Origin of the sequence: Gulosibacter molinativorax (genome assembly GCF_003010915.2) — a bacterium.
Taxonomy (GTDB): Bacteria; Actinomycetota; Actinomycetes; order Actinomycetales; family Microbacteriaceae; genus Gulosibacter; species Gulosibacter molinativorax.
Window position 1 is genome coordinate 1,837,177 of the sequence record NZ_CP028426.1, and the last position, 25,790, is coordinate 1,862,966.

At 64.4% G+C, this 25,790-nt stretch carries 18 protein-coding genes and 1 tRNA gene; 6 read left to right on the plus strand and 13 right to left on the minus strand.

The genetic code is table 11. The features are described 5' to 3' along the window. Positions 1–234: 234 nt before the first annotated feature. From GMOLON4_RS08685 to GMOLON4_RS08695, 3 genes are read right to left on the minus strand one after another with little or no spacing between them, the layout of a single operon-like run. Positions 235–3,999 carry a YobI family P-loop NTPase gene (locus tag GMOLON4_RS08685; RefSeq protein ID WP_026936757.1) on the minus strand — a complete coding sequence of 1,255 codons (3,765 nt, stop codon included), beginning with the start codon at positions 3,997–3,999 and terminating at the stop codon, positions 235–237. Then, a complete protein-coding gene (locus tag GMOLON4_RS08690) occupies positions 3,992–6,796 on the minus strand; it encodes a class I SAM-dependent DNA methyltransferase (RefSeq protein WP_051266713.1) in 2,805 nt (934 codons plus the stop codon). The genes GMOLON4_RS08685 and GMOLON4_RS08690 overlap by 8 nt, the downstream gene beginning before the upstream one ends. After that, a complete protein-coding gene (locus GMOLON4_RS08695; RefSeq protein ID WP_026936758.1) occupies positions 6,796–10,062 on the minus strand; it encodes a helicase-related protein in 3,267 nt (1,088 codons plus the stop codon). Before GMOLON4_RS08695 ends, GMOLON4_RS08690 begins: the two co-directional genes overlap by 1 nt. Positions 10,063–10,311: 249 nt before the next feature. Between GMOLON4_RS08695 and mobF the strand changes: the two genes are divergently transcribed. The 3 genes from mobF to GMOLON4_RS08710 are packed head-to-tail and all read left to right on the plus strand — an operon-like array spanning position 10,312 to position 14,374. Next, positions 10,312–13,770: a MobF family relaxase gene (gene mobF, locus GMOLON4_RS08700; protein WP_051266715.1), complete on the plus strand. Its 3,459-nt coding sequence runs from the start codon at positions 10,312–10,314 to the stop codon at positions 13,768–13,770. Between the two features lie 44 nt (positions 13,771–13,814). Further along, positions 13,815–14,054, plus strand: coding sequence for an addiction module protein (locus GMOLON4_RS08705; protein ID WP_035732609.1), 240 nt, complete (start codon positions 13,815–13,817; stop codon positions 14,052–14,054). Then, positions 14,051–14,374, plus strand: a complete 324-nt coding sequence (locus GMOLON4_RS08710; RefSeq protein ID WP_026936759.1) for a type II toxin-antitoxin system RelE/ParE family toxin — start codon at positions 14,051–14,053, stop codon at positions 14,372–14,374. The genes GMOLON4_RS08705 and GMOLON4_RS08710 overlap by 4 nt, the downstream gene beginning before the upstream one ends. A 17-nt stretch (positions 14,375–14,391) precedes the next feature. Here the strand turns inward: GMOLON4_RS08710 and GMOLON4_RS08715 are convergent, their stop codons facing one another. Further along, positions 14,392–15,096, minus strand: a complete 705-nt coding sequence (locus GMOLON4_RS08715; RefSeq protein WP_026936760.1) for a hypothetical protein — start codon at positions 15,094–15,096, stop codon at positions 14,392–14,394. A 120-nt stretch (positions 15,097–15,216) separates the two neighbouring features. Between GMOLON4_RS08715 and GMOLON4_RS08720 the strand changes: the two genes are divergently transcribed. Together GMOLON4_RS08720 and GMOLON4_RS08725 are read left to right on the plus strand one after the other, a co-directional pair. Beyond that, the gene (locus GMOLON4_RS08720) at positions 15,217–15,429 is read left to right on the plus strand and encodes a hypothetical protein (RefSeq protein WP_026936761.1); all 213 of its coding nucleotides are present in this window, start codon (positions 15,217–15,219) and stop codon (positions 15,427–15,429) included. A gap of 11 nt (positions 15,430–15,440) precedes the next feature. Further along, positions 15,441–16,568, plus strand: a complete 1,128-nt coding sequence (locus GMOLON4_RS08725) for a site-specific integrase (RefSeq protein ID WP_035732611.1) — start codon at positions 15,441–15,443, stop codon at positions 16,566–16,568. 62 nt (positions 16,569–16,630) lie between these two features. Here GMOLON4_RS08725 and GMOLON4_RS08730 read toward each other — a convergent pair. Both GMOLON4_RS08730 and GMOLON4_RS08735 read right to left on the minus strand, forming a co-directional pair. Next, positions 16,631–16,706: transfer RNA gene (locus tag GMOLON4_RS08730), tRNA-Glu, on the minus strand. Positions 16,707–16,805: 99 nt separating this feature from the next. Further along, positions 16,806–17,615 (minus strand): aldo/keto reductase, encoded by an 810-nt coding sequence (locus GMOLON4_RS08735; RefSeq protein WP_026936763.1) that lies wholly within the window; start codon positions 17,613–17,615, stop codon positions 16,806–16,808. Here GMOLON4_RS08735 and GMOLON4_RS08740 point away from each other — a divergent pair. Continuing rightward, the gene (locus GMOLON4_RS08740; RefSeq protein ID WP_245575423.1) at positions 17,614–18,147 is read left to right on the plus strand and encodes a YbjQ family protein; all 534 of its coding nucleotides are present in this window, start codon (positions 17,614–17,616) and stop codon (positions 18,145–18,147) included. The two genes, GMOLON4_RS08735 and GMOLON4_RS08740, sit on opposite strands and share 2 nt — an antisense overlap. A gap of 15 nt (positions 18,148–18,162) precedes the next feature. On the opposite strand, the gene GMOLON4_RS08745 is transcribed toward GMOLON4_RS08740, so the two are convergent. The 7 genes from GMOLON4_RS08745 to GMOLON4_RS08775 all read right to left on the minus strand — a co-directional run bounded on the left by GMOLON4_RS08745 (position 18,163) and on the right by GMOLON4_RS08775 (position 25,682). After that, a complete protein-coding gene (locus GMOLON4_RS08745; RefSeq protein WP_035732613.1) occupies positions 18,163–18,774 on the minus strand; it encodes a response regulator in 612 nt (203 codons plus the stop codon). Beyond that, entirely contained in the window at positions 18,771–20,024 is a 1,254-nt protein-coding gene (locus GMOLON4_RS08750) for a sensor histidine kinase (protein WP_169516499.1), read from the minus strand. Before GMOLON4_RS08750 ends, GMOLON4_RS08745 begins: the two co-directional genes overlap by 4 nt. 52 nt (positions 20,025–20,076) lie before the next feature. Then, positions 20,077–20,823, minus strand: a complete 747-nt coding sequence (locus GMOLON4_RS08755) for an ABC transporter permease (protein WP_035732615.1) — start codon at positions 20,821–20,823, stop codon at positions 20,077–20,079. A 2-nt stretch (positions 20,824–20,825) separates the two neighbouring features. After that, on the minus strand, positions 20,826–21,719 hold the full coding sequence (locus GMOLON4_RS08760; RefSeq protein WP_026936766.1) for an ABC transporter ATP-binding protein: 894 nt from the start codon (positions 21,717–21,719) through the stop codon (positions 20,826–20,828). A gap of 82 nt (positions 21,720–21,801) precedes the next feature. Beyond that, positions 21,802–22,848 carry an LLM class flavin-dependent oxidoreductase gene (locus tag GMOLON4_RS08765; RefSeq protein ID WP_026936767.1) on the minus strand — a complete coding sequence of 349 codons (1,047 nt, stop codon included), beginning with the start codon at positions 22,846–22,848 and terminating at the stop codon, positions 21,802–21,804. Positions 22,849–22,971: 123 nt separating this feature from the next. Further along, positions 22,972–24,024, minus strand: a complete 1,053-nt coding sequence (locus tag GMOLON4_RS08770; RefSeq protein ID WP_026936768.1) for an ATP-grasp domain-containing protein — start codon at positions 24,022–24,024, stop codon at positions 22,972–22,974. A 218-nt stretch (positions 24,025–24,242) separates the two neighbouring features. Then, entirely contained in the window at positions 24,243–25,682 is a 1,440-nt protein-coding gene (locus GMOLON4_RS08775) for an LLM class flavin-dependent oxidoreductase (protein WP_026936769.1), read from the minus strand. Positions 25,683–25,790: the final 108 nt, after the last annotated feature.

A 25,790-nucleotide genomic window follows, 5' to 3' on the forward strand; every position in this document is an offset into this window, starting at 1 on the left:
GGCTTTGTCAGGTTGGTGACCCCAGCGGGATTTGAACCCGCGCTGCCGCCGTGAGAGGGGAATCGGCTTCCCCGGAACTGCGTACCCGACCCCGTTCTGCCCTGTGTTTACGGGGATTCCGCGTGCGTCAAGTGCGACGCGGAAAGCCCTGTCGTCAGCGTTCGTTGCCAAGATGTTGCCACGTTGACGCGCGGAAAGGGCGGATCAAGAGAGGCCGGCTGAGGCGCTGCTCTACTAGGAACGTTTCATCCACACCGAGAGGCCGTCGCCTTCCGGGTTGTAGCTACTGACGATCTCAAGTGCTTGGAGCCGGTCGAGCAGTGCTCGATCCGCCGGAGTATCGGGCGCGACCTTCTTCTTGCCGTCCTTGACGAGCAGGTCGGAATAGTTGTCGCCAAGGAGACCGACAACCTGAGAGAGGCTCTCCAACTCCATGTCAGCAACCGATACGACAAGTGAAGCGAGTATTTTGCTCGCAGGCACACCAGCATTGGCGGCTTGGATCAGCAGGGTCGGATTGCAGACGACACCATTGGCCGCTGAGTATTCGAGTACCTGCCCGAGTGCGACCGGGTCAGCGACCGTCACATACTGGGTCGCGTTGACGGCGACGAGATCCTTCACGGCGGCTGGCACGCGGACGCTAGCAAGCAGGAGTTGGACGTCGACTATCGGTACTAGAGCGGGACTCGCGAAGCCGACGAACTTCTCTGAGTACTCGATGAACGCCTCACGAGTGCGCCAATCTCTTTGAGCGGCGACCTGGAATGACGCCTCGTTGTCCTCAATCACTTGGTGCTTGACAAGGAATCCGAACAACTCGGAGTCGCCGATCGGTGCGCTCGCCGGCGGAAGCCAAACTTCGCCGAGGACCGACTTCGCGAGCCACGCGCGAGTCTCGGTATCAGGCACTGAATCCGAAGCAGCAAGAATTGCGGTCGCGAGAGAAATTCGGTCGGCGGCTGGGACGTCCTCTGGTGTGACAACCGGGTCGCCAACGCTCAGGAACCCGCCGAGTGCCTCGTCGACAGCGCCATGTAGGTTTACGTATGCGCTCACGTTCGCGAAGGTAGTTGGAAACAGATTGCGTTGAGCGAGTTCGGGCCACACCTCACCTGGCACCTGGGTCACGTCAGGCACCTCGACAGTCGCGTCGCCTCGGTCAAGAAGCCGTCCGACCTGCGAAGCCTCAGCGGCGGCAGCGTCACTCAGGACCTTCGGGAGGTCTGGAGAACCATGGAGCGTCGTCAGGCCATCGCCGTCCGACATCAAGTCCACGTACCCGGGCAGATCATCCAGGATGCGAGAGTATACCGCTGGCGAAGCTCGGTAGATTTCGGTCATTGCCAGATCGGGGTCCCCGTCGAGCGCGGCGCGCAGGTTCTCGAGGGTGAGATCGTAGCTCCCCACACCCACCAGACCGTCCCTGACCTCGGCGTTGAGCGGAGCGAGGTCTGCGGCCACAACGCCGGCCGCCAAGAGTAGGTTCGACGCCTTTCTAGTGGCCTCGGCCGACACGCCAGGGTCGGTGAAGACGTCGATCTCGGCGACATGCTCACGGAGCCAGAGCCGGGTAGCCTCATCGATCTCATAGGACGATGCATCCTCGTCCATCGCCTTGACGACCGCGGCGACGAGCGACGCGCGAGTCGCGGTGTCCAGGGGCCGGTCCTTGTGGGCCAAGAACTCCAATGCCCCGGCCCAGCGTGGGGTGAGCCTCGAAACTAGTTTCTCCCGATGGACACCGTCAACCAGGTAGGAGTCGAGGACGGCCGCACGGTCGTCAATCGACGCGAGCTGCAGCGCTGCAACCAGATCGGTAGCACCTTGACCACCCACCGAAAGGACTCGATCGAACACGCTGGTGTTGAGCATCGAGCGATCCGCGAGGATTTCTACGCCGCGCGTCTCAATGACCGCATCCACCTCAGAGGCAGACAGCTTGTAGTTGGGGGCAGGCAGGTGGCGATCCACACTCTGCATGAGGAAGTTCATCGCGTTTGCCGTGAGGCTTCCGTCGTAGAACGGCGCTGTGTAGAGCGTGAAGTAGCGGTCGATGAAGCCGGACCGGACCAGGTTCCTAGCGAGCGGCGAGGCGAGGCCCTCGAGCTCCTCCAGGAGGTTTCTGCCGCTCGCGTCGACGTACTCCGGCTGCCCCGAGAGTTCTGCAAAGCCAGCTTCTCCTAGCGCTGCTCGCTCGGCTTGCAGGGTGCCAAGCTCGCCCTCAAGTTCCGCCCGAGTGACCCGACCCCAGGTATCGGTGCTGATTGGTGTGTCAAGCGCCGCAGCGGCATCCTTACGAGCAACCGTGAGCCGAGTACCGCCGATCGTCAACTGGATCTGATCAACGTCATCGGCGAAGCTCCTCCAGAAGTCAGCGCTATGAACCTGCTCGGAAGACTGGTCTACGCCGCTCAGTGAGATAGGCCCTACTGCGTTTGCCCGCTGCCCAAGGTGCCGAGCGAGTCGTGCAGCGTATGCCTCCAGGCGCTTGCCGAGGTCATCAGCACGCTCGTTAGCACCGTCGAGGCTCTGGAGCCTTTGCATGATCGCGCTCGCCCGTGCAGCTCGATCACGAAGCCCGTAGTCCGTGATTGCAGTTGCCCGATCGTACAGATTGTTCAGCTGACTCGCCCCCGAACGAATTGCTTCGAAATCCCCGAGATGGGTGCTCTTGTAGACGATCATTGCGAACAGTTTGTTGCGATCAAGGTCGAGCCCACCCAGCGCGCCCGGAGGAAACACCCGGTTCTCGAAGATCTGGAACTCCGTGCAGATATTCCAAATAAGCCGCATGTCGGTCAAGTCACTCGCGACGAGGGATGTCAGCCGATTAGAGATTCCGGTGATGCCACGCTCCTTGAGTGCCCGCCGAAGTACCGTAACTGCGTTCTCCTTGGTAAGGAACGGAACCACGGGAATGACAAGGTCAAAGAACTTCGTCCGGTTAGATCGGGCCTTCTCAAGCTCTACGCGCTTCTCTTCAGGCGATGATGTTGCCTCCACAGGCGCGGGGTCGCTCGGCGCATCAGACGAGCGGCTTGGGTTCGCAACGGCGGTCGACCGTAGACCGATCTCCTCGAAGATGCTGTCGCGGATCGCGTAGACAAAGCGAATCTTCCGACCGCCAAGCTGCTTCGCACCATTTAGCAGGGTATTGAGCGCACGCAGTGTCTCGAAGATATGCGGGTCTTCGAACCTATCGATGTCCTCAAAGATGACGATGGTGCGACGGCGGTCGACTTCGAAGTAGTAGACAATTTCGTCCAGGAACTGATCAAAGTAGGTCGTGTCACCACTCGACAGCGCAAGTTCGGCTTTCGCGACAGTCAGTCCCTTTATCTGAATCCGGTTGTGCACAAGTACGAGGGCCACATAGGCAGCAATTGCCGCAAAGCCGCCGATCCAGATGTCCCGGTGTAGTCCGAGGCCCGTCATCTGCTGAAGCTGCGCAGCCCAGCCGTCCAGCGCGGCACTCCACCCCGCTACCTTGAACACAAGGGTCGTCAGTGCACCGAGCAGCAGCGCGAGCGCGATGGAGCGAATCCACGTAAAGCGCCCGATGCGCCGAAACCGAGACCCTGGCAGCTTTGCGGGCCGCTGGCGGTAGAGCAGCTGCTTGACGATCTCCTTCTGGATACGATTCGTGGAGCTCTTTTCACCTCCCCCGTCGTCGCCGAGGCCGAGCGTGGAGAGTGAAATCTGGACGACTTCAGCGCTGTGCGTGCGCATGATCTCGCTCAGGATGCTGCTCTTGCCTACGCCATATGCGCCCGAGAGCGCGATATTCTTGAATTCCTCGGGACGACTCAGTGCACCCTCGATCGCCTCGACGTAGAGTCCGTGCTCGTTCGGGTCGAACCTAGCGGTGAGGCTCGCGTAGCTTGTGTTCGCCAGTCGCACTACGGGCGGGAACGACCTCACCCACATAGCGGCGTCCGCGAGCCACTGCCTCACTGGCACCCGGACGCGCTGCGGTAGTGGCAGCTTGTCAGCCATCAGAGACACTTTCAAGGTCGAATAGGGTGGCGTCGTCGGGCTGCTTGGTGAGGGCGGCGTAGCGGCGGAGCATGATGCGCTGTCGGTCCTCGACTGTGGCGCTGTCTTTGACACCGAAGGCGGCGTCGATCACCTTGTCGATCGCGGCGTGCGCCTCAAGGACCGGTTCGGGAATGCGGCCTGGCTCGTAGAGGTCGGCGAGTGACTTGTCAGGGAACTGGGCACGAGCCGCCGTGAGCTGGGCGGCTGCGGCCACGAGCGCCGACCGGCGCTGATCGCTCAGCGTCGGCAGCGGGAACGAGTTGTAGACGAAGGTGTTTGAGAAGCGGAGCCGTGACTCCAGCCTCCCTCCAACTCCACGCATCCAGAGGATGAACATCGTCGAGGAGAGGACGCCCAGGGCGAAGCCGTCGGGGTCTTTAACCATTGCGTTTGCATCGCCGCAGATGACTTCCGGCGCCAGTCGTTTGGCCGTGAAGAATTCTCTCGTCTCCCCGACATGACGAGGAATGGCCAGATACTCAGTGTCCGGCTGACGCCGCTCATCGAAGAGGTGCGCAGTCGCAGCCTTCGCGCGAGTTGGCGCCTTCGTGCTCTTCAGCCGGAACTCTCGCACCGCAGCGACGCGTGCTTTGAGGACAGGACTCCGCTCGATGGTGTCCGCGTCGACGCCCTCTAGCCAGAGGCACCAGCGTTCCTTGTCGTAGAGGAGCTCGTCGGCCCCCATGAAGGGCCGCAGGAACCTTGAGGCAATTGGGTCGGCCCGGATCGCGTTGACCGCTGCAACGTCGGAGGCTTTCGGAACCAAGTTGCCATTGTCCGTGGGTTGGCTTCCCTTAGTTACGACGGGCAACTGGCTGACGAGCGGTCGAGTGCTGCTCGAGACAAATATCCTCGGCATCGGCAACAGGTAGGCATTGATATTGGCAACCTGTTGCGAGGCACCGGCACCCTTCCCGCCCTCCGGGTATGTCCAAAGGGTTGCCTTCGGCACATTGTCCTGGCGGCGATCGAAACCGATGATCGATACGTGGACCGCCGCTCCGTCAGGCGCTTCCGTGGACCATTGGAACGATCGATGCGCGAAGCGGCATCGCCACCCAGCATTGAAGATGGGTCTCCAAAGGAACTCCGCCGCCTCGCCTTGCGAAACCGAGTTCGTGGATACGAAGGCCCAACGGCCCGGCGTTGTGCCGTAGTACTGCAGTGCAAGCGCGTACCAACTCGTCACATAGTCGAGGTACCCCTTGTAGTTCGCGCCCCAAATGCGCTTGGTATCCGCGGTCTGCTCTGGCTTCTTGGTGTATTGGCCGATAAAGGGCGGGTTTCCGACGATGATGACGTCTTCGGTCGGCTCGACCACCGCAGACCATTCATAGCGCAACGCGTTCGCATGCACGATCGTCGATGACACCTTAATCGGGAGACGGTCGGGCACGATGCCGAAGTCGTCCTGCATTCGGAGGTTTGCCTGGTGGTCGACGAGCAGCATCGCGGTCTCCGCGATGCGTGCCGGCCATTCGTTGATCTCGATGCCAAAGAAGTGATCGGGCGAGACCTTGAGGTCGAGCGTGATGTCGACGGACTGCAGTGCGCTCGTCGCGCCTTTCTCGGTGATGTCGAGGTCACGCTTCGCGAGGAGGAGGTCCTGCTCGATCGCTCGCAGCTCTCGGTAGGCGACGATGAGGAAGTTCCCGCAGCCGCAGGCCGGGTCCATGACGCGGACCCGACCGAGATCGTTGTGCAGTTTCGTCAGCTGTCCTCGGTCGCTCCGTCCCGACTCAAGCCGCTCACGGAACTCATCGAGGAAGAGCGGGCCGATCGTCTTGAGGATGCTTTCCTCGGTCGTGTAGTGCTCACCGGCGGCACGCCGGGCCTTCTTGTCGTTGACCGTCTGGAACATCGACCCGAACACGGCTGGAGAGATCACCGACCAGTCGAACTCGCCCGCCTCGATCACCTGGTTCCGGAAGGCCGCGGTGAGCGGGCCCATCTGTAGTGGGTCGTGGAAGAGGCCGCCGTTGACATAGCGAAACGCGGCGAGCTCCGACGGAGTGTTCGACGCTCGTCTGCTCTCCTCGGTGTCGAGAATCTCGAAGAGCGCGGCGAGGTCAGCGGCCAACGTGCCTCCCGAAGTGTGCTCGACGACGAAGGGCTGAAAGAGCACCGGCGCCTCACCGTGGACGCTCCGGCGCCACATCGCGGTGTCGTCAGCGAACCAGAGGAACAGCAGGCGGGCCAACAGGAGCGTCGCGTTCCGTTCGTCCCAGCCGGCGGCGTCGAGCGCGGCGTACAGCCCACCCATGAGGCGCGCGGCCTGTGCCGACGCGGTCTCTGCTTCGTGGTCGAAGGCGGCGCGCATTCGCGACAGTAGCTCGGGAAGCTTGAGGTCCTCGTCGAAGCCGATCTTGATGGCCTCGAGTTGCCGGACGAGCCGCTGGTCGTCGCTGCCGACCTTGTATTCGTGCATGACGAGCTTCGCGTTAGCGCCGCCGAGCTGCGCCCTGCGCGGCCAGCGCCAGGCTTGTGCGTGCTCGTCGGCGAAGATCACCAGGCGCTCGTGGCTGTGCGCGCCGACCTGCTGGTCGATGAGTCGCTGAATCTGCTTGGGCGGGAGCTGCGCGCAGTACCAGACGCGCAGACCTTTGAACCCGGCGACCTGCTCCAGCTTGTATTGGACGCCGTCGACCGGGATCTGGAGCGGCGGCTGGTCGGGGTTCGACCAGTAGAGGTGGTCTCGGAAGAGTTCGCGGAACATGCGCTGGTCGATCAACGCCAGCAGCGGTGAGGTGGTCATCACTTCACCCCCATGGTGCTGACGATGCGGATGGAGTCATTGCCGCGCTGCTCGATCACGAGACGCTCGTCCCGGTGCAGTGCCGCGAGACGACCGGCGAGTTCGTCGTCGGTCGCGCCATTCCGAATCGCATTCCTCAGCCGACGATCCGCCTCGTTGGTGAGTGGATGCTGGAACAGGAGATCGAGCGCAGCGTTGGTCTCGGCGCTCTGCGGAAGCAGTCCTGCGCCGAGCCGGTTCCAGACAGTCTTCCGCACCCCGCGCAGCCGGCCGGCAATCGCGACCGGCGTCGCGAGGTCGCTGCGGATGAGCTCAGCGACGAGGTCATCGTGGCTATGGAGACGCTCGAGCGCCGGCTCCTCGGGCGTGCTCTGGAAGAGGCGAAGGGTCTCGATGCCGGTGAGGAGTTTCGTTTCGCCGTCGAGCGAGATCCAGCCGAAGACATCGATGCCCGACTCGGTGCGAACGTAAGCGGCGATGCCCTCGTCGACATCGCTGACCCGCTTCGAGCGGGTTGCGTCGAGCAGGTCGGGCAGGTGCTCGACCTTCGCCGCGATCTCCGGGGTCTGCTTCTGGGCGTTCTGCCACCACATGTAGGCGAGGCTTGCGGCGTCGATGTCGTCCTCTTCGGCCGGCTCGTCGAGGCGGCCGTTGTAGAGCTCCTCGATGACCTTGATCTCGTCGTCCGTCCCGAAGAACCGCTCGTCGGAGCCGAACGCCTGAGCGTTCTTCGCCAGCCGGTCCGCGATGCGCCGACGAAGCGACAGCACACCGTTCAGCGTGCCGTGGAAGATCGAGTAGAGCAGCACCTCCGGGGCTGTCTGCCCGACCCGGTCGACTCGACCTGCGCGCTGCACCAGCCGCACGATGGCCCAGGGCAGGTCGTAGTTCACAACGACGTGCGCGTCCTGGAGATTCTGCCCTTCGCTCAGCACGTCGGTGGAGATGAGCACCCGCAGTTCGTCTACCGTCTCGCCCTCCGGGATGAGGGCACGGTTCGAGATCGGTGAGAAGCGGATCGCGAGCTGTGTCGGGTCCTCGTCGTCGCCGGTGGCGGCGTCGACCGCGTCGATGCCGTGCGCTCGCAGGGCGCTGTTGAGGTAGTTCGCGGTGTCCTTGTACTCGGTGAAGACGAGCACCTTGTCCGCAGGGTGCGTCTGCTCCAGGAGCTTGATGAGCTCGGCGAGCTTCGAGTCCCGCGTCGCGTCCCATTCGCCGTAAAGGTTCAGCAGTCCGCGGATCGCGTCCGTATCGGCAGTCAGGTGTTCCCGCAGCGCTGGGGTGAACAGTTCTGGCCGCACCCAGTTCACGTAGTCGGGAGTTTCATTGTTGAGCGCTTCATATCGCTGCGCCGCAGCATCGTTGAGCCGTTCGGCATCGTCGACCTCGTGTTCGATGAGGTCGTCATCGTCGAGCAGGTCCGCCTCCTGGATTGTGCCCGTCGGCAGAGCGAGACCGTTGTCGATCGCGTAGAGGAACATTTCGTTCCTTGCAACGTGGCGTCGGAGAGAGAGTGTAAAGGCGTGCCCACCGGACGACAGGCGCTTGTAGAGCGTGGTGCGAACGAAGGCGGCCGCATTCGATCGCGCCCGACGGAAGTTCTCGACCAACTCCTTCTCCTTCGCCGTCCACGACTTCTCCTTTGCAGTGTCGACGTAGTCGATCAGCGAGTAGCGCGGGAGGATGAGCTGATCGATCGCGTCGATCGTCACGTCATCGACCATCAGAGCCGCAGGGTCGTCGGGCGCGAACGGGTGATCGACCGGCACCGCGATCCGCTCCGGAAAGCGGAACCGGTCGCCGTTCGCGAACGTCAGGTACTTCTGGCCATCCTCGTCGGTCTCCGAGTAGTTGTTCTTGATGAACGTCCGGGTCCGACGGATGAGATGCTCACTCATCAACCGCTTCCAGTCGTCCGGGTCCTCGGACTTTCGAAAAGCTTGCAACGTCGTGATCTTGCCGTCGACCTTGTCGATGAGTCGGGGATCGGCGGCAAGGGCGTTGATCGGCGCGATGCCGAGATCGTCATCCGGCTGGATGAATAGCCCGAGCTGATTGGCGACATCCTCGAAACGACGGTTGTATGGCGTCGCGGTAAGCAAGAGGGCCTTCGCATTGGCGCGATCCAGGTATTCCTGCACGGCTTTATAGTCGCGGCGCTCATCATTGCGAAGCGTGTGCGACTCGTCGACGATGACGAAGCGGTAGCGACTCAGCGCGGGCAGCTGCGTGTGCGCGATGCTGTAGCTGACGACCTTGCCGGGGATGTCGTAGGTGTCGAAGTAGCCCTCCCACATCGACGTGAGGTTCTTTGGGCAGACGACAAGCGGAAGGTAGCCGTGCTCCTCGCGGAGCATGAGTGCGACGGCCACGGCAGTGATCGTCTTGCCCAGGCCGACGACATCACCGAGCATCGTGCCGCCTCGGGACATGATCCGCCGCGCCAGGGTGCGAACCGCAGTCGACTGGTACTCCAGCAGTTCCGACTTCACCTCGTTCGGCACGGAATACTCATCGAGGCCCTCACGCACATCGCGGGAGAGGTCGTAGCAGACTTTGAGGAAAACCTCGTAGGGCGAATGCGGCTCGATTGCCGCCCAGGACTCGTCGAGGAGGCTTAGCAGCTGCCCATTGATGAGATGGCTGTGCGGGTCGTTCCAGCGGTCCTCAAACCACTTCGCTAGGTCCTTGCCGCCACCCGATGAGTCGAGCACGTCGACGTTGAGTTCCAGGTTGCTCGCCAGACCGGAGGGTGTGAGGTTCGAGCTGCCGACGAAGCCGGTGATCGGGTTGTTGAGGTCGTCTCGGTAGAAGATATACGTCTTGCCGTGGAGCGGGCGACGGGTGAACACCTTGAACTCGACTCGCCCCTGCTCGATGAGTTCGCGCAGCGACCCGAGCGTCTCGCGATCGGACGCGGTCGGAGCCCCGCGCATGAGTTGGGTACGGAGGTGATCGAGTAGCTCATGCATCCTCGCGTGCGCCGTATCTCGGTCGGCGTCCTGTCTATCACGCCCGTCTACCGTGGCTTGGAGTTCCTCCAGCACCTCCACCTCAGGCCCGCCGGCCATCATGCCGAGAAGGATGCGTACGGTAGCTCTCGTCGGGTTTCCCGGCAGCGGCTTCGCCTTAACGATCTCGTCAAAAACTCGCCAACCACGGAGGTTGAAATAGCCGACGGCAACATCGAGCTGATCAAAAGCCTGGAGCGTTGCCTGGAGGTGATCACCGAGCCGGTGGTCTATGTTGTCAAAAATCCGGGTCAATGCGACGCCGCCGGTGTCATCGTTACAACTCGCATAGTCCTCTTCCCCGCTTAGCCGGCACGCTCCAAACCTGATCGAGCAATCACTATCTCAGTCTAGCGAGAAGGTCAGACACTCGGTCTCGACTGATCGAATCACCGACGAGCAGCCAGCGCTACCTACGCACTGACATCACCCGACCACCTTCCACCATCTGACCCGAATGAACGTATGCTACGATGCCAGCAGTCATCTTAGATAGGAGTCGGGATGCATGGTGGCGTGGTTCTGTTCCGGGGCACCGGAGCCGATGCCATGCGCTATGTCGAGTCCGACCGCTCCCGAGCAGACGACTATTACCTCGGCGACACCACCGGCATCTCATACACCGTCCTCGACGCATGCGGCGAAGCGAACAGCCGACCGCTCAGCGCTGAGGACTATGCGGGCTGGGTGGACTGGATCAACCCCGACACCGAAGAACGAATGGGCAGGCCACGGCTTGCAGGATCGGATCGTCAAGGCTCGCCTCGGTTCGCAGAGATGGTCATCAATACCCCGAAGTCGCTCTCGATCGCCGCCGCCCTCCACCCCGAAGTGTCCGAGGCCCTGGACGCGGCGCAGCAGGGCGCGCTGTCGGAGATTCAGCGGTGGCTCTCTCAGCACTCGGTGACGCGCGTCGGCCCGCGCGGGAAGCAGGAAGTCGTGCCAATCGAGCACATGCAGGTCGTCGGGATCACACACTACACTTCCCGCGCAGGCGACCCGCACCGCCACATCCATATGCAGGTCGGCACCAGGGTCTGGGCGGCAGCTGCGTGGCGGGCGCTGGATACGGCGGCGATGTTCAAGCAACAGGGCGCGATCCGGGCGCTCGGGTCTGCAGTGATCGCCGCCAGCCCTGAGCTTGCGGAGGTGCTGGATCGGCACGGCCTCACCCTTGACCCAGTGACGGGAGAGGTGACCGAGCTGGAGCCGTTCAATGCGCTGATGAGCAAGCGCGGCGCACAGGTGCGGAAGAACCTGGAACGGCTCGAAGCCGAATGGGAGGCCGCGCATCCAGGCCAGACGATGGGGCCAGTGGTGTTCTCCCGGCTCGCTGCGAAGGCGTGGGCGTTCGAGCGCCCCGCGAAGAAACCGACCACGACCCGAGAAGAAGCCGAATGGCTGACTGAGCTCCGAGAGGCCGGCTACGACCCCGGAACCCTCACCCGCAAGCCCGTCAGCGCGCCGGCGCGCTCCGACGAACTCTCGGTGCAGGAGATTGCGTCGCGCGCGCTGGATCGCTGCGCCGCCGAATCATCGGCGTGGACGCACCACGACGTGCAGGAGCAGGCCGCCCGCATCATCACCGAACACGGCGTGCGCGCTACCCACGGAGAGTTGCGGGAGCTGATCGCGCTCTCGACGGCGCTCGCACTCGAGGACTGCTTCTCGATCCTGCCGACCGGCGCAGCCGCACCGGAGCATGTGGCGCATCTCACGAGCTTGCGCGTGGTGCAGGTCGAGAGCGAGCTTCGCGACCTCCTCGCTGCCCGACTGCCGAAGAACGAGCAGCGCTATCGTGACGTGTCGCAAGTCGCTGCACGGCTCGGGCAGCGGCTCGACGCAGGCCAACTTCACGCGGCAGCAGCGGTCGCATCCGCCGATGCGCTGGTGATCGTGGAAGGCGCTGCGGGCGCGGGGAAGACCACGATGCTTGCAACGGCGATCGCCGCCGCGAACGATCAAGACCGAGGGGTGCGCGTCGTTGCGCCGACCAAGCGCGCTGCCGATGTTGCGCAGCAGGAACTCGGCGTGTCCGCTACCTCGGTTGCTGCTCTCGTGCACGCGCATGGCTATCGGTGGAACGAGGACGGCGTATGGACGCGACTCACGCCGGGCGCGACTGACCCGGCCACGGGTGCGACGTTCACCGGCCCGCCGACCGGTGCCGTGCTGCGGCGTGGGGATCGGATCGTGGTCGACGAGGCTGGGATGCTCGGCCAAGACACTGCCCTCGCACTGTTCGCTGTTGCAGCGGAAGCGGGTGCAACGGTCGCGCTCGTGGGTGATCGTGCGCAGCTCGCCGCTGTCGGTCGCGGCGGCGTCCTCGACATGGCCGCACAGATTCGCGGTCGCACCTTCGACATGGCCGAGGTACACCGCTTCACCGACCCCGACTACGCCGACCTCACCGTGCGAATGCGTGACCGCCGCGACCCCGGCGACGTGTTCGACCACCTCGACCGACTCGACCTCATCCGCGTGCACGCAGACAGCGACGAGTTGCAAGAGCACATCGCGCACAATGCCCGCGACGGGGAGATAATCACCGTCGCGAGCAACGACGAGGCGACGCGATTGAATGAGCGCATTCGGGAGGAGCGGATCGCTCGCGGCCTGGTCGATGACGTCACCACGACGAAGTGCAGTGATGGGCTGAGTGTCGGTGCGGGTGATCTGATCCAGACTCGCCGCAACGACACTGCGCTGGGTGTGGCGAACCGGCAACAGTGGATCGTGCAACGCGTCGAACCAGACGGCTCGGTCTGGGTGCGAGACGCGCACGACGAGCGCAAGCGGGAGCACACACGGCACCTTCCCGCCGAATACGTCAGCGAGCATGCGCACTTGTCCTATGCCGCGACCGCCTACGGCGTGCAAGGCGTCACCGCCCCCGCTTCGAACACGATCCTCAGCGATGGCATCAATGGTGCGGCGGTGTATGTCGGCATGACGAGAGGCAGGGGCGAGAACGCCCTGCACATCATCGCGGAGAGCCGTGCCGAGGCGCGGGCACAGTTCATCGATGCGATGGAACGCGACCACGCCGACCGAGGCCTCGCAGACGCGACCGAACGCGCGACTGAGGCCGTGCGTGGCCTCATTGACGACGGCCCGGTGAAACTCGTGAACACCCGCATCGCACAACTCATTCAGGATGCGGAGAAGGCCGAGCATCGCGCCGCATGGTGGGAGCGCGTCGGTGCGCGCCTCGACCAGCAGCACGAGCACCAGCAGGCAGAGAAGGAGGAGCAGGCCGCCGTGATCCAGTCCGTGACAGAGGCGGCAGTTCGAGTGCGCGCCGAGGTGCAGGAACCGCTCACGGTGGTCGCCAAGAAGGAAGGCGCCGAGCACCTGGCCACGCTCGACCAAGAGACAGTCACACTGACAAAGCTCAACGCGTCGGGGAGGTTCGGGAGACGCGCCGCACGCAAAGACCACCAGGCCGCCACCACACTCGCGGCCAAGAGCCGTGCCCGCGTTGCAGACCGTTGGGGCACAACACCCGACGATGCCGACACGCTCATCGGCTGGGCCTCGCGCGCAGCAGAACGGCTCGCCGCACGCGACCCTCGCGTAATCGAGGCCGAACAGCGTGCCGAAGCCGCCCGCGTTGCCGGGGAGGAGATGGGCAAGCGACACCGCAGTGAACGCCGCGCGCACCACGCAAACATCTTCGGAGCTGAACAAGTACGACGTGACCCCCTGCGCTACGAGTTCACCCACGCCGACCGAGAAGCCGCCAAAGCCCACCGCACCGCCGCAACCGCACGACAGGAAGCGGCCGCTTTGCGTGGCATGCCCGTGCAGGATGCCGCGGCCCGTATCACCGCCCAGCGCGAAGCCGCAGAACAAGCACGGCTCGACCGAGAGGCCCGCGCGCGCAAGCTCCACGCTTCCCACGATCCACTCAGTGAGAGTCGCCGCCGCACCGGCCCGCACAACGACGTGCCGAGGCTATAGTGAGCTTTCCCCCGAACGTCAGACCTCAGCGGTAGACTTTGGGCATGACGCCGAAGCTCGCAGCCTACATCGCAGAGGGTCGAACCCTCTCTGCCGATGAGCGCGAGATTGCTGCGCTCGCACTCCAGCAGATCAGCGACACCGAGCAGGCAGAAGTCGATGCTGCCTGGGATGAAGAGATCGACCTTCGGGTGGATGAGATTCTGACCGGCAAGGTCGAACTTGTCGACGGCGAAGAAACCCGACGCATGGCCCGAGCAATGCTGGCGGCCCGCCGCAAGTGAGCGCGCTACCTTGGCGCGAGCATCCGGCCGCTCGCGAAGAGTATCTGGACGCCCTCGCCTGGTATGACGACCAGGAAGCAGGACTCGGCGACCGTCTCGGTGATGACCTCGACGACGGTGTGGACTTCATCAGGGAGTGGCCGGATTCCGCGCCCCTCTATCGTGGCCGTCAGCGCATCCCTCGTCTTCGGCTCAAGGGCACCAATGTGTTCCCGTACGGCATCATCTACTTGGTTCCAGACGACGAGGTCATCGTCGTTGCGTACGCGCACGAGCGCCGCCGCCCTGGGTACTGGCGACAGCGACTCAAAGACCTCTGAACAAGCCCACCAGCGAGCTATCCCCGGCGACCGGGAGGCAGAAGCCCGCGAGCGCGGGTGCGAACGAGCCAGCCCTGCGCCGTGGCGTGAGCAACATCATTGATCTTCGCCATGGTGACCGCCGGAGCTTCATCGCCCTGGGATGAGAGCTTGCCGTACTGGAGCGCGACGAGTTCGTAGAAGTCCGGCGTCTGCTTCGGGTTTCCAAGCGGTTTGAGCAGATCGCGCTCGCTGATCTTCCGGCCAGACGGCAGCACGATCTTTCCGCCCGTGATCGTCACCGTGCGTTTCATAGCGAACAGCCGCTCGTTGATCGCCGCCTCGATACGAGCGGTCGGCAACGCACGAAGGTCTTGACTGGAGATGGGATCACCAGGTCGCCACGGAAGGTACACGACGCCCGTGATCTTCACTTCCTCCGGCACCGCGAACTGCTGACGCTGGAGTCGAATGAACACGCGAGTCGCGGTCGCTGCGTGCTCGATGTAACGCCACCGGCCGTCGATCGTCTCATTCTGCTCCGAGTCGAGCTGCGCCTGCCGATCCTCGGCAGTCACGACCTGATCGTTATAGCCGAGCGCTTCATCAAGAAACGCGCTCGCATCCTCGACCCGCTCCCCCGGAAAGCGGTCGGGCAGGTGCCACCCGTCGGGCAGGTCGTCCGGCACGAGCAGTCCGTCATAGGACTGGTCGCCGGGGCGATGACCGGAGGATGTGGGCATGTCCCGATTCTAGCGAGCAACACAAGCAACTAAAACACTTGCTGTTATCGGCGTGTTGTGATCTAATCTAAGATACTCGCTGCCATAGCAGCTACCATCTGAGCTAGATCGGAGAACACGATGGGCCAGAGCACCGCACCCACAGACGAGCACCGGCCTGCCCCGCTGTTCTACTCCGAGGAAGAGACCGCCGCGCTGCTCGGCATCCACCGCACGACGCTGCGCACGCTTGCCCTCGCGGGCGCGTCTCCGGTGGAGCCGATTCGGCTCACCCAGCACAAGCGCGTCTACCGTCGCATCGACGTACAGCGCCTCGCCGGGCTGGAGAAGTAGGCGACAGCATCATGGGAAGCATCGAGGCGTACGAGACGACGAAAGGCCGTCGTTACCGTGCCCTCTATCGCCGACCCGACAAGAAGCAGACCCAGAAGCGCGGATTCACGACGAAGAAGGCCGCCGAACTATTCCTGGCGACCACCGAGGTCAACATCGCCCAAGGCCGCTACCTCGATCCCTCACTCGCGAGGGTCACCGTGGCCGAATGGCTCCAGACATGGCTCGCCGCCCGCGGCGACCTTCGCGCCACGACGCACAGCCGGGTCGAGAACATCATCGACAAGCACATCACACCCGAACTCGGCAGCATCCCGATCGGCAACCTCACCCGGCTCCGAGTACAGGAATGGGCATCCGCACTGCCAGGCGCTCCCGCGACCGTGCGGAAGATCGTCAACGTGCTCTCCGGAGCACTACGGTTCGCGGTCGAGGACGAGCGCCTGCCATCGAACCCAGCCGCCAGACTCAAGCTCCCAAAGCCGACGAAGACGCGCAAGCGCTACCTCTCGCACGATCAGGTCGCGGCGCTCGCCCAGGCCATTGACAAGATGAAAGACGGCCGAGACTACGGCTACGGCCTCGTCGTGCTCACCCTGGCCTACTGCGGTCTGCGCTGGGGCGAACTCTCCGGGCTGCGAATCCGCGACCTCGACCTCGACTCGAAACACCCGCGCCTGACCGTCGAGCAGACCGTAGTCGCCGACAAGGGATACCAGCGCATCGAGCCGCCGAAGGACTACGAGCACCGGAGCATCCCAATCCCCGCGTTCCTCGTCCGGCTGTTCCGCGCACAGATAGCAGGACGCGACTCCGACGCTCCCGTGTTCTACGGCATCCGCACCGGCACCTGGCTGCGCAACCACGTCTATCGCGTCGGCTGGCTCGACCCCGCCGCAACCGCAATCGGACTGGGCGGACTCACGCCGCACGAGCTGCGACACACGGCAGCGTCGCTCGCCGTCAGCGCCGGGGCGAACGTCAAGGCCGTGCAGCGGATGCTCGGGCATGCCTCGGCCGCTGTGACCCTCGACGTGTATGCCGACCTGTTCGATGACGACCTCGACGGTGTTGCCACGGCCCTCGACCAGGCGGCGATGCAATCGGATGTTGCCAATCTGTTGCCAAAAGCCGCGTAGCGCCTCCGCAGCGCCCTGCGGCAGGAATGCGAAAACCCCCGCCTGAGCGGGGGTTTTCTTATTGGTGACCCCAGCGGGATTCGAACCCGCGTTACCGCCGTGAGAGGGCGGTGTCCTAGGCCGCTAAACGATGGGGCCGCGCTGACAACTCGACTATCTTGGCACAGTCGCGAAGTCGAAGTCAACTTGGAGTTCTACTAGCGTCAATAATCCCTGATCAGACAGCGTGTTTAAGGGCTAGCGCTCGTCCCGCGTGCGAGGGTCGAAATCACCCAGACCCCGCTGCGGCAGCGAAGAAATCTTCGTCACTTCCTCGGGTGTCAGTTCGATCGCGACCGCCGCGAGGTTCTCGCGCTGTCGCTGAGGGTTGCCCGAGCGGGCGATCGGCACTGCGCCAACGGCCCGGTGCCACGCGAGCACGACCTGCCCCGCAGTGAGGCCCCGTGCATCCGCCACCTCGAGCACGGGCGCGGCCTCGAGCACTTCACCACCACGGGCCAGCGGCGACCACGACTGCATCTGGATGCCTCGCGTCGCAAGTTCAGCGCGCAGCTCGGGGCGATTCAGCCCGGGGTCGCACTGCACCTGGTCGACTGCTGGCACGAGCCCGGTCTCCTGCTTGATGACGTCGAGGTGCTCTGGCAGGAAGTTCGAGAGGCCGATCTCACGGACCAGCCCATCCTGCTTCGCCTGCGCCATTTCCTCGAAGGCCTTCGGGTATAGGCCCAGCATGGGCAACGGCCAGTGAATGAGCCACGAGTCGAGGTACTCGACCCCGAGCCACTCGAGGCTGCGCTCGAGCGCGCCCCGCACATCCCCGTGGTCGTGACCGCGCAGCTTGGTCTGAATGAAGATCTCCTCGCGGGGCACGCCGCTCGCGGCGATGCCCCGGCCAACGGCGGCTTCATTTTCGTACTTCGAGGCAGTGTCGATCAGGCGATAGCCGACGTCAATTGCTGAGGCCACCGCACGCTCGGCCTCGTCGTCCTGAAACGGCCACGTGCCGAATCCGATGGGTTGGGTTGCAAAATCCGCGGAAGTAGTCATGGCTGGCACCCTAACGGGCTGGGTTGGGGAGAACTTCAGCGGCCGCACGCACAATGGGCGAGTGATTATCGTGACAACGAATGAAGTTCCCGGATTCCGCATCCTGTCGGTGCAGGGTGAGGTGATGGGTCTGACCGTCCGCAGCCGCGATATCGGCGCATCCTGGGCCGCCGGGTTCAAGTCCATCGGCGGCGGCGAGGTACGCGAATTCACGTCGCTGCTCTACGAATCGCGCCGCGAGGTGATGGGGCGGATGGTCGCGGATGCGCAGCAGCGCGGGTCGAACGCGATCGTCGCGATGCGTTTTGACACGAGCGAGATCGCGGGCCAATGGACGGAGGTCTGCGCATACGGCACGGCCGTGATCGTGCAGGCGCTCGGTCCCGATGACGCCGCCGCCACCCCGCAGTCGATCGACATGTGGCATCGCGACCAGCAGCTCCGGCAACCGTCGGCCCCGCTCGGCGCGCCGCACGATGTTCCTCCGCACGATGCGCCACCGACCGTCTTTCCGCCGAACGCCCCCAGTTAGCACGTTGGCGCAGGCTTAGAGCAAGCCGCGTTCGAAGGCGACCCGAACGGCCGCCGCGCGGTCTGAGACACCGAGCTTTTGATAGGCGTGGTTCAGGTGCGTCTTGACCGTCGCCTCCGAGACCATTAGGTCTGCCGCGGCACCGCGGTTCGTACCCCCGTTCGCGATCACGCGGAGCACTTCGAGTTCGCGCGCCGTCAGCTCGGGGTCGTTGCGGCGGCCGGCCATCGCATCCAGCGCCTGAGGGGCGAGCACTGGCCTACCCGCAGCGATATCACGCACGGCCTGCAACAGCACCGGCCGCGGAGTGTCCTTGAGCAGGTAGCCGTGCGCTCCCGCGCCCAGTGCCGCGCGGATGTCTCGGTCAGTGTCGTAGGTCGTCAGCACGAGGATACGCGTGGGCACCTCGGCTGCGGTCAGCTCGCGCACCGCGTCGACACCGTCGCCGCCAGGCATGCGGAGATCCATCAGGACGACGTCCGGCAGCTCGCGCGTCACTACAATGACCGCCTCGGGCCCAGAAGCCGCCTCGCCGACTACTTCGATATCGCCTTCGCGTGACACCATGCTGATGATTCCGTCGCGGACAATTGGGTGGTCGTCAACTACAACGATGCGGATAGTCATGTCGGAACGGCCGCACTGATCGCGCAGCCCTCCCCCTCTCTCGTCTCGATGTCGAGAGTGCCGCCGAGTGCGCGCATCCGTTGCCGCATACCTGGTAGGCCGTGACCGTCAGCCAAAGCCCTAGCGTCGAAGCCGCGTCCGTCGTCGCGCACGTCGAGCCTGACTTCTTCGGGAAGGTAGCTCAGCGTCACGGCGACACGACGCGCCTGCGCGTGCCTCACGACGTTGCTCAGGGCTTCCTGGGCCACGCGCAGCAGTTCGCCGTCCCCCTCCGTCGCCATTGGCTCGCCGTCCACTTCGAAGCGGCTCTCGAGGCCAGCGGCAGTCGCGACCTGCCCGGTGAGCGCACGCACCGCTGCGGGCAGGCTCTCATCGTCGAGCCGCGGGGATGCGAGGGCCCTGACCGCGCGCCGGGCCTCGGCCAGTGCATCCCGCGCGCTCGTCGAGGCCCGAGCAAGCCTGGCCTCGCGGTCTGGGGAATCCGCATCCGCAGCCTCGAGCTGCGTAATGATCGCGACGAGCCCCTGCGCGACGGTGTCGTGAATTTCGCGCGAGAGCCGAGCCCGTTCATCCGCGATGCCCGTCTCGCGCGCCTGCGTCAGCAGCTGTTCTTGCAAGGCCCGATTGCGTTCCTCCGCGGCTTGGAGTTCGTCGACAGTGGTCTGCAGCGTCACGACGAATCGCTCGCGTCGCTCCTCGAGAAAATTGACCATGATTGCGATCCCGACGTTCACGGCGAAGAACACCATGAACAGGCCGAACGAGGCCATCGGCGACACGAAACCGCCGGACTGTGACAAGGCGAGCGACGCGGCGACGAGGCCCATCGCGAGCCCGCGCATCCACCCTTTGTGGACGCTCGGCGCGTCGAAGTACCCGAGGAACGCGTAGATGCCGGCGAACGGCGAGATACCGACGAGGACGAAGGTGAGCGCGAGGGTCGTCCAGAATCCGATTCGACGCACGGTGAGAGAGGCCGGGAACCAGGTCATGCCGATTCGGTAGAGCACGAGCACCGCTGTGATCGCGAGCATCGGTGTCACATGTTCAGGCCTGATCGCGAGATCTCGGAGCACGTAGGCCGTTGCGGCCGAGCCGATGGCGAGCACGATACCCGCGGGACCAGTGAAGTTTCGCGGCACCCAGCGGGGCTTTGTCTCAGCCGCGTTATCGCGCCGCGCCGAATCGGCGGGAGAGGCGCCCTTCCACGCCTCACCCGCATCGCGGTTCTCCGCATCGGCCACAGTCATACGGCCCATTGTCCTCGCCTGACCTTGGGCGGCGGTCATGGTCGGCACAGGGTTACTCCCATCTGAAGGTCTGGAGCGCAACCAGTACGCTGCCGACTCCCCACAGCACGAGCGCGAGGAACGGCTGCCAACCGAGCTCGATACCGAGGCTCGCGTTACTCATCAGCGTTGCGGCCGCGCCACCGGGTGTCCAGTCGGCGATCGCCGCGACCCAATCTGGGAACAAAGCGCGCGGAACCCACATGCCGGCGAAGAACCACATCACGATGGCGACGACGGCGCCGACTCCACTCGCGACTTTCGCGCTCGGGATGACCGCAGCCAGCATCGTGCCGACCGCGAGGATCGACGCGGCAGTGACGAGCATCACGAAGATTTGGGACGGCAATGCGCTGAGCGACCCTTCGCCGAACAGCATCGGGAAGCCGAGCATGAACAGGCTCGCGGCCACGACGACAATGAACACCATGGCGAGCACCGCGAACAGCAGCTGCCCCGGATGCACAGGGGTGGTTCGCAGCCGGCGCAGGAAGCCGTTCTCTCGGTACTGGCCCAGGATGAGCGGCATGATTTGCAGCGCGAAAATCGTGATGGCGAACACGATGATCGTGGGTTGGTACGCCTCGACGACGCTGAGTCCGCCGAACTGATCGAGCGGCTGTCGCGCGCCCGGGATGACGCTCATCACGATGATCGCGGCGAGCGGGAGCAACAGCGTCCAGATGAACACCGCGGGAGTACGCCAAAGCTGGCGCATTTCGAGTCGGAAAAGTTTGGCGGTGGCATTGGTGGTAGTCATGATTAGTTCTCCATGGCGCGCAAGTACGCGTCGTCCAGGGTCGGTTCGGTCACTCGCAGTCGACGCGCCCTGATGCCGCGTTCGATGAGCACCGTGAGCACATCTTGTGGGGTATCGGCGTCGCCGATCACGACGACCTGCTCCCCCTCCGTCGTGAGGCTGGTGATGCCGTCGATGCCACGCAGGATGTCCAGGTCAATTGCCGGGTCGGGCTCGAAACTGACGGTGTGACCGCCGCTTCGGGCGGCGATTTCGTGCGGCGCGCCCTCGGCGACGATGACGCCGCCGTTGAGGAGGTAGATGCGGTCGCACAGCCGCTGCGCCTCCTCCATCGAGTGGGTGACGAGCAGCATCGTCGTGCCCGTCTCCGAAAGCGCCTCGAGGTACTGCCAGATGTCTCGGCGTGCGGCGGCGTCGAGACCGGTGGTCAACTCATCCAGAATCGCCACCTTCGGTCGGCCGACGAGTGCGAGCGCTACGGAGAGCCGCTGTTTCTGACCGCCCGAGAGCTTCTCGAAGAACTGGCCGCGATGCGGCTCAAGGCCGAATCGTCCGAGTAGCTCATCGGTGGGAACCGGATTCTCGTAGAACGAGGCGAAGAGGTCCAGCGCCTCCTCGACCGTGATTCGGTCAGGCAGCTGGGCCTGCTGCAACTGCATGCCGAGCACGCGTCGCAGCCCCGGGTCGCCCGAGGCTGGGTCGATGCCGTGCACGCTCATCGTGCCGGCGTCGGGGGTGCGTAACCCGCCGATCATTTCGACGGCGGTGGTCTTGCCCGCACCGTTCGGGCCGAGGATGCCGACGATCTCACCTTCACTCACGCTCAGGTCGATGCCGCGAAGCACCTCGCGCCCCTTGTATGACTTCTTGAGTCCGTGGACAGTGATTGCATTCATGACAACAGCCTCCCAAGCGGATGCTCGGGAGGCTTCGTCTAGGTGGTCCTACTTCGGGTCAACCGATCGGTTGAGGGCAGCGCTAGGCGGAAACCTCGGCGCGCTCGCGGTTCACTAGCGGGATGACCTGCTCGCCGAAGCGCACGATGTCGACCGCCGGGTTACCGAACTGCAACAGCAGGAGGTCGAGGCCCGCGGCCTCGAACTCGCGGATGCGCTCGGCGACCTGCTCGGGCGTGCCGACAAAGTTGGGGCGCAGGCCGCGGTTCGAGACCGAATAGTCTTCGAGCGAGACGTTCACGTTCAGCTGCGACTTCGAGATGAAGTCCTGGTACGACTCGTACCCCTTACTGCCCTCGGAGACGTTCGTGATGCGCTGGTACTCCGCCTGCGCTTCTTCCGCGGTGTCGCGCACGATCACGAACGCGGCCATGCCGTAGTTCGCGAACGGCTCGAGGCCGGCGCGCTCACGGCGGCCGCGCATGTCCTCGACTTTCTCGCGCAGCTCCTCAACGGTGCCGCCGTGGGTCACGTACGAGTCGGCATAAGTCGTGATGGATGCGCGGCCCGCCTCTGACTCTCCGCCCGCAAAGATGTGCGGGGCCGGCTGGGGCTTGGGCTCGAGGTAGGTGTTCTCGAACTTGATGTGCTTGCCATCAAAGCTCGCGGGCGACTGCGCCCAGAGCGCCTTTAGCGCATGGACGTACTCGGCGGTGAACTCGTAGCGGTCGTCGTGCTCGGGGAACTCGATGCCGTACTGACGCGCCTCCTCGGCCCACCATCCCGACACGATGTTGAGGCTGAAGCGACCGTTCGAGAGGAACTGCTGAGTGGCAGCCTGCTTCGCGGCGAGCTGTACCGGGCGGTGGTAGATCGGACGGATCGCCGCGAGAATCTCGAGCTTCTCAGTCGACGCGACAAGCGCCGAAGCGAGGGTCCATGCATCCAGGACTGGGCCCTCGTTGCCCTTGATGTCGCTCAGGTTCAGTTCGGGAACGAGCGTGATGTCGAAACCGAGTCGCTCTGCGTCGCGGGCGATCTGCTGCTGCGCGGGGAGATCGAAAGCGAAGGTCTCGTCAACGTTTCGCAGCCAGCTGTCGGTAATTGCAGTCCAATAGCCAAAGCGCATTTCTTGGGTTCTTCTCTCTAAAAATTGTTGTGGCCGGTCCCTGAGTAGCGAAGCGTATCGAAGGGGCCTTTCGATACGTCGCTTCGCTCCTACACAAGGATCGTGAGCGCGTACCGGGGCGGGCTACGCGGGCTGGTGAAGCTGCTCGAGCTCCTGGCCGAGCACGCGGGCAACCGCGCGGGCTCCGGGGAGCTCGACAGTCGCCTCGACGTCCGGGTTGTAGTTCGTGTTCGTGTTGATGTCGTAGACGATGACGCGGCCGTCGGCGGTCTCGAAGAACTCGATGCCCGCGACCTCAATACCCTGCGCCGCGAGGAACGCCTCGAGGTTGCCGATGAGCGGGGTCGCGGCCGAGATCTCGGGACGGATGCGGAACAGGCCGCTGTCGGCGGGCACCTCGCACGCGGCCGAGGCCGCCACGAAGCCACCGATTTCGGCTGCTGCGACAGTCAGGTTCGCGAGGTCGATCGTGCTCGCGGCACCGTCAGCACCGTCGGCCGGGACCGCGCAGGCCTCGGCCGGGCACAGCTCGAAGCTGCCAGCGGAGGTGTCGACGCGAACCGCGTAGAGGAACTTGCCGCCGACAAACTCGGCGCGGGTGATGAACGGCTCGGCCGTGACGACGTATTCCTGCAGCAGCGTGATGCCGTCCACGGGCTCTTCGAACTCGTCCGATGCAACGTATGCGTCGAATTCCTCGTAGCTCTCGAAACGACGAACGCCGAGACCCTTCCCGCCCTGGTTGTGCTTCGTGATGAACGGCAGCTCGAACTCGCGCGCCCGCTCGCTCAGCGCATCCTTGCCGAACACCGCGACAGTCTTCGGCACGTCGAAGCCGGCTGCACCGAGGGCCGCGTACTGCGCAACCTTCGACACCTCGAGCTCGAGCACGGGCGAGCCGTTGACGACGCGGCGTCCGTGCGCCTCGAGCCAGCGGAGGATGGCGCGAGCATACTCCTTCGCGTGGTCGTTGCCGCGGGTGTGCGACGACGCGCTCAACCGGGACCAGAACACGCCCTTCGGGGGTTCCGCACCGAGGTCGATCGAGCCGGAGGTGAGCTCGAGCTCGCGGTAGGGCACGTTCTCGGCCTCGAAGCCGGTGCGCAGCGCGGGAAGCCACTCGGGGTTCTCGTGCAGGATGTAGACCGCCGGGGCGTTCTGGGATTCGTTCGTCATGTGCTCAGTTTCGTGGATGCAGGGCTGCTCGGCAATTGCGAGCGTCACATTGTGTCGTTATGGGGATTCGAACGTTGAGTAGCCGCGAAGCGGCGTATCGAAACGGGCGACGCCTCGATACACGCGCTTCGCGCGCACTCGGCGAGCGGGGGTGTCGCTCCGCGCGTACTCGGCGAGCGGGAGTGTCGCTCCGCGACCTACTCTGCAGGCGAAGCGCGCTAATGGGCGAGCAGTTCGCTCTCGTCGAAGCGGGATGGGCGGATGCCGTCGAGCGCGCTCGACGCGTTCTTGTACGCATCGCGGTACCGCGCGGCCGGGTGCGAGTCCTTGACTCGCTGCTGGCCCTCGCCGTACAGCGCCTCGCGAAGCGTCGTGCCGGTGTACTCGGTCTGCGCGCGGCCGCGTCGCTGCAGCTCGGGAACCACGTACTCGACGAGGTCCTCGAACGTGCCCGGGGTCACGGCGTAGGCGAAGTTGAAGCCGTCGATGCCACCTTCATCCACCCAGCGCTCGAGCTCGTCGGAGACGGTGGTCGGGCTGCCGACGATGACCGGGCCCATGCCGCCGATCGCGCGCTGCTTGACCACGTCCTCCACCGTCCACTTGCGATCAGGGTCGAGCGTCGTGAGCGATGCGAGCACCGAACGCAGGCTGTCGTTTTCGACCGCCTCGAGTTCCTGGTCGGGTGCGAACTCCGAGAAGTCGAGGCCGGTCCAGCCGCCGTAGAGCGCGAGCACGCCCTCGGGGGATGCGTAGCTCAGGTAGTCCTGGAACTTCGCCTGCGCCTTTTCATCGGTCTCGTCGACGATCACAGTCACGAGCGCGAAGATCTTGACGTCGTCGCGCGAGCGACCCACGGCCTCGGCCTCGTCGCGGATCGAATCCGACACGACGCGGGCGCCCTTCGGCGACGCCGGCGAGATGAACACGCCCTCGCCGTGCTTCGCGGCAAACTTCTGGCCGCGCGGCGAGGCGCCCGCCTGGAAGATTACGGGCGTGCGCTGCGGCGACGGCTCCGTAATCGCAATGCCCGGAACCTTGAAGAACTTGCCGTCGTGGTTGATCGGGTGCACCTTTGCCGGGTCGGCGTAGACGCCGCGCTCCTGGTCGAAGACGACCGCGTCGTCTTCCCACGAGCCCTCCCAGAGCTTGTAGGTAACGTCGACGAACTCGTCGGCGATCTCGTAGCGGTCGGCGTGCGCGAGCTGCTTGTCGTAGCCCATGTTTACTGCCGCGCTGTTGAGGTACGACGACACCACGTTCCACGCGACGCGGCCCTTCGTGAGGTGGTCGAGCGTGGCAAACTTGCGCGCAAGGTAGAACGGCTGGTCGTAGGTCGTCGCCGAGGTGACGCCGAAGCCGAGGTGCTTCGTGACCGCGGCCATCGCGGGCACCTGGAAGAAGGGGTCGTTCACCGGCGTCTGGTCCGCATCCCGCAGCGAGGGCGCAACCGAGTCGCGGTACACGTTGTAGGTGCCCAGCACATCCGCGATGAAGATCGAGTCGAAGCGACCCTTCTCGAGCGTCTGCGCGAGGTCAGTCCAGTATTCGAGGTCTTTGTAGCGGTGCGCCTGGCTCTCCGGGTGGCGCCACGTACCCGACGATTGATGCGACACGCACGTCATATCAAATGCGTTCAGGATGATTCGTTTTGCCATGGCGGTCTCTCCGTCCGTTCCCGGACGGCGGGAACGCCAAGCCTCGATCAGTACTTGAAGAGTCTGCCGGGCGCGGTTCCGGAACGTAAGACGGGGCGCCTCATAGCG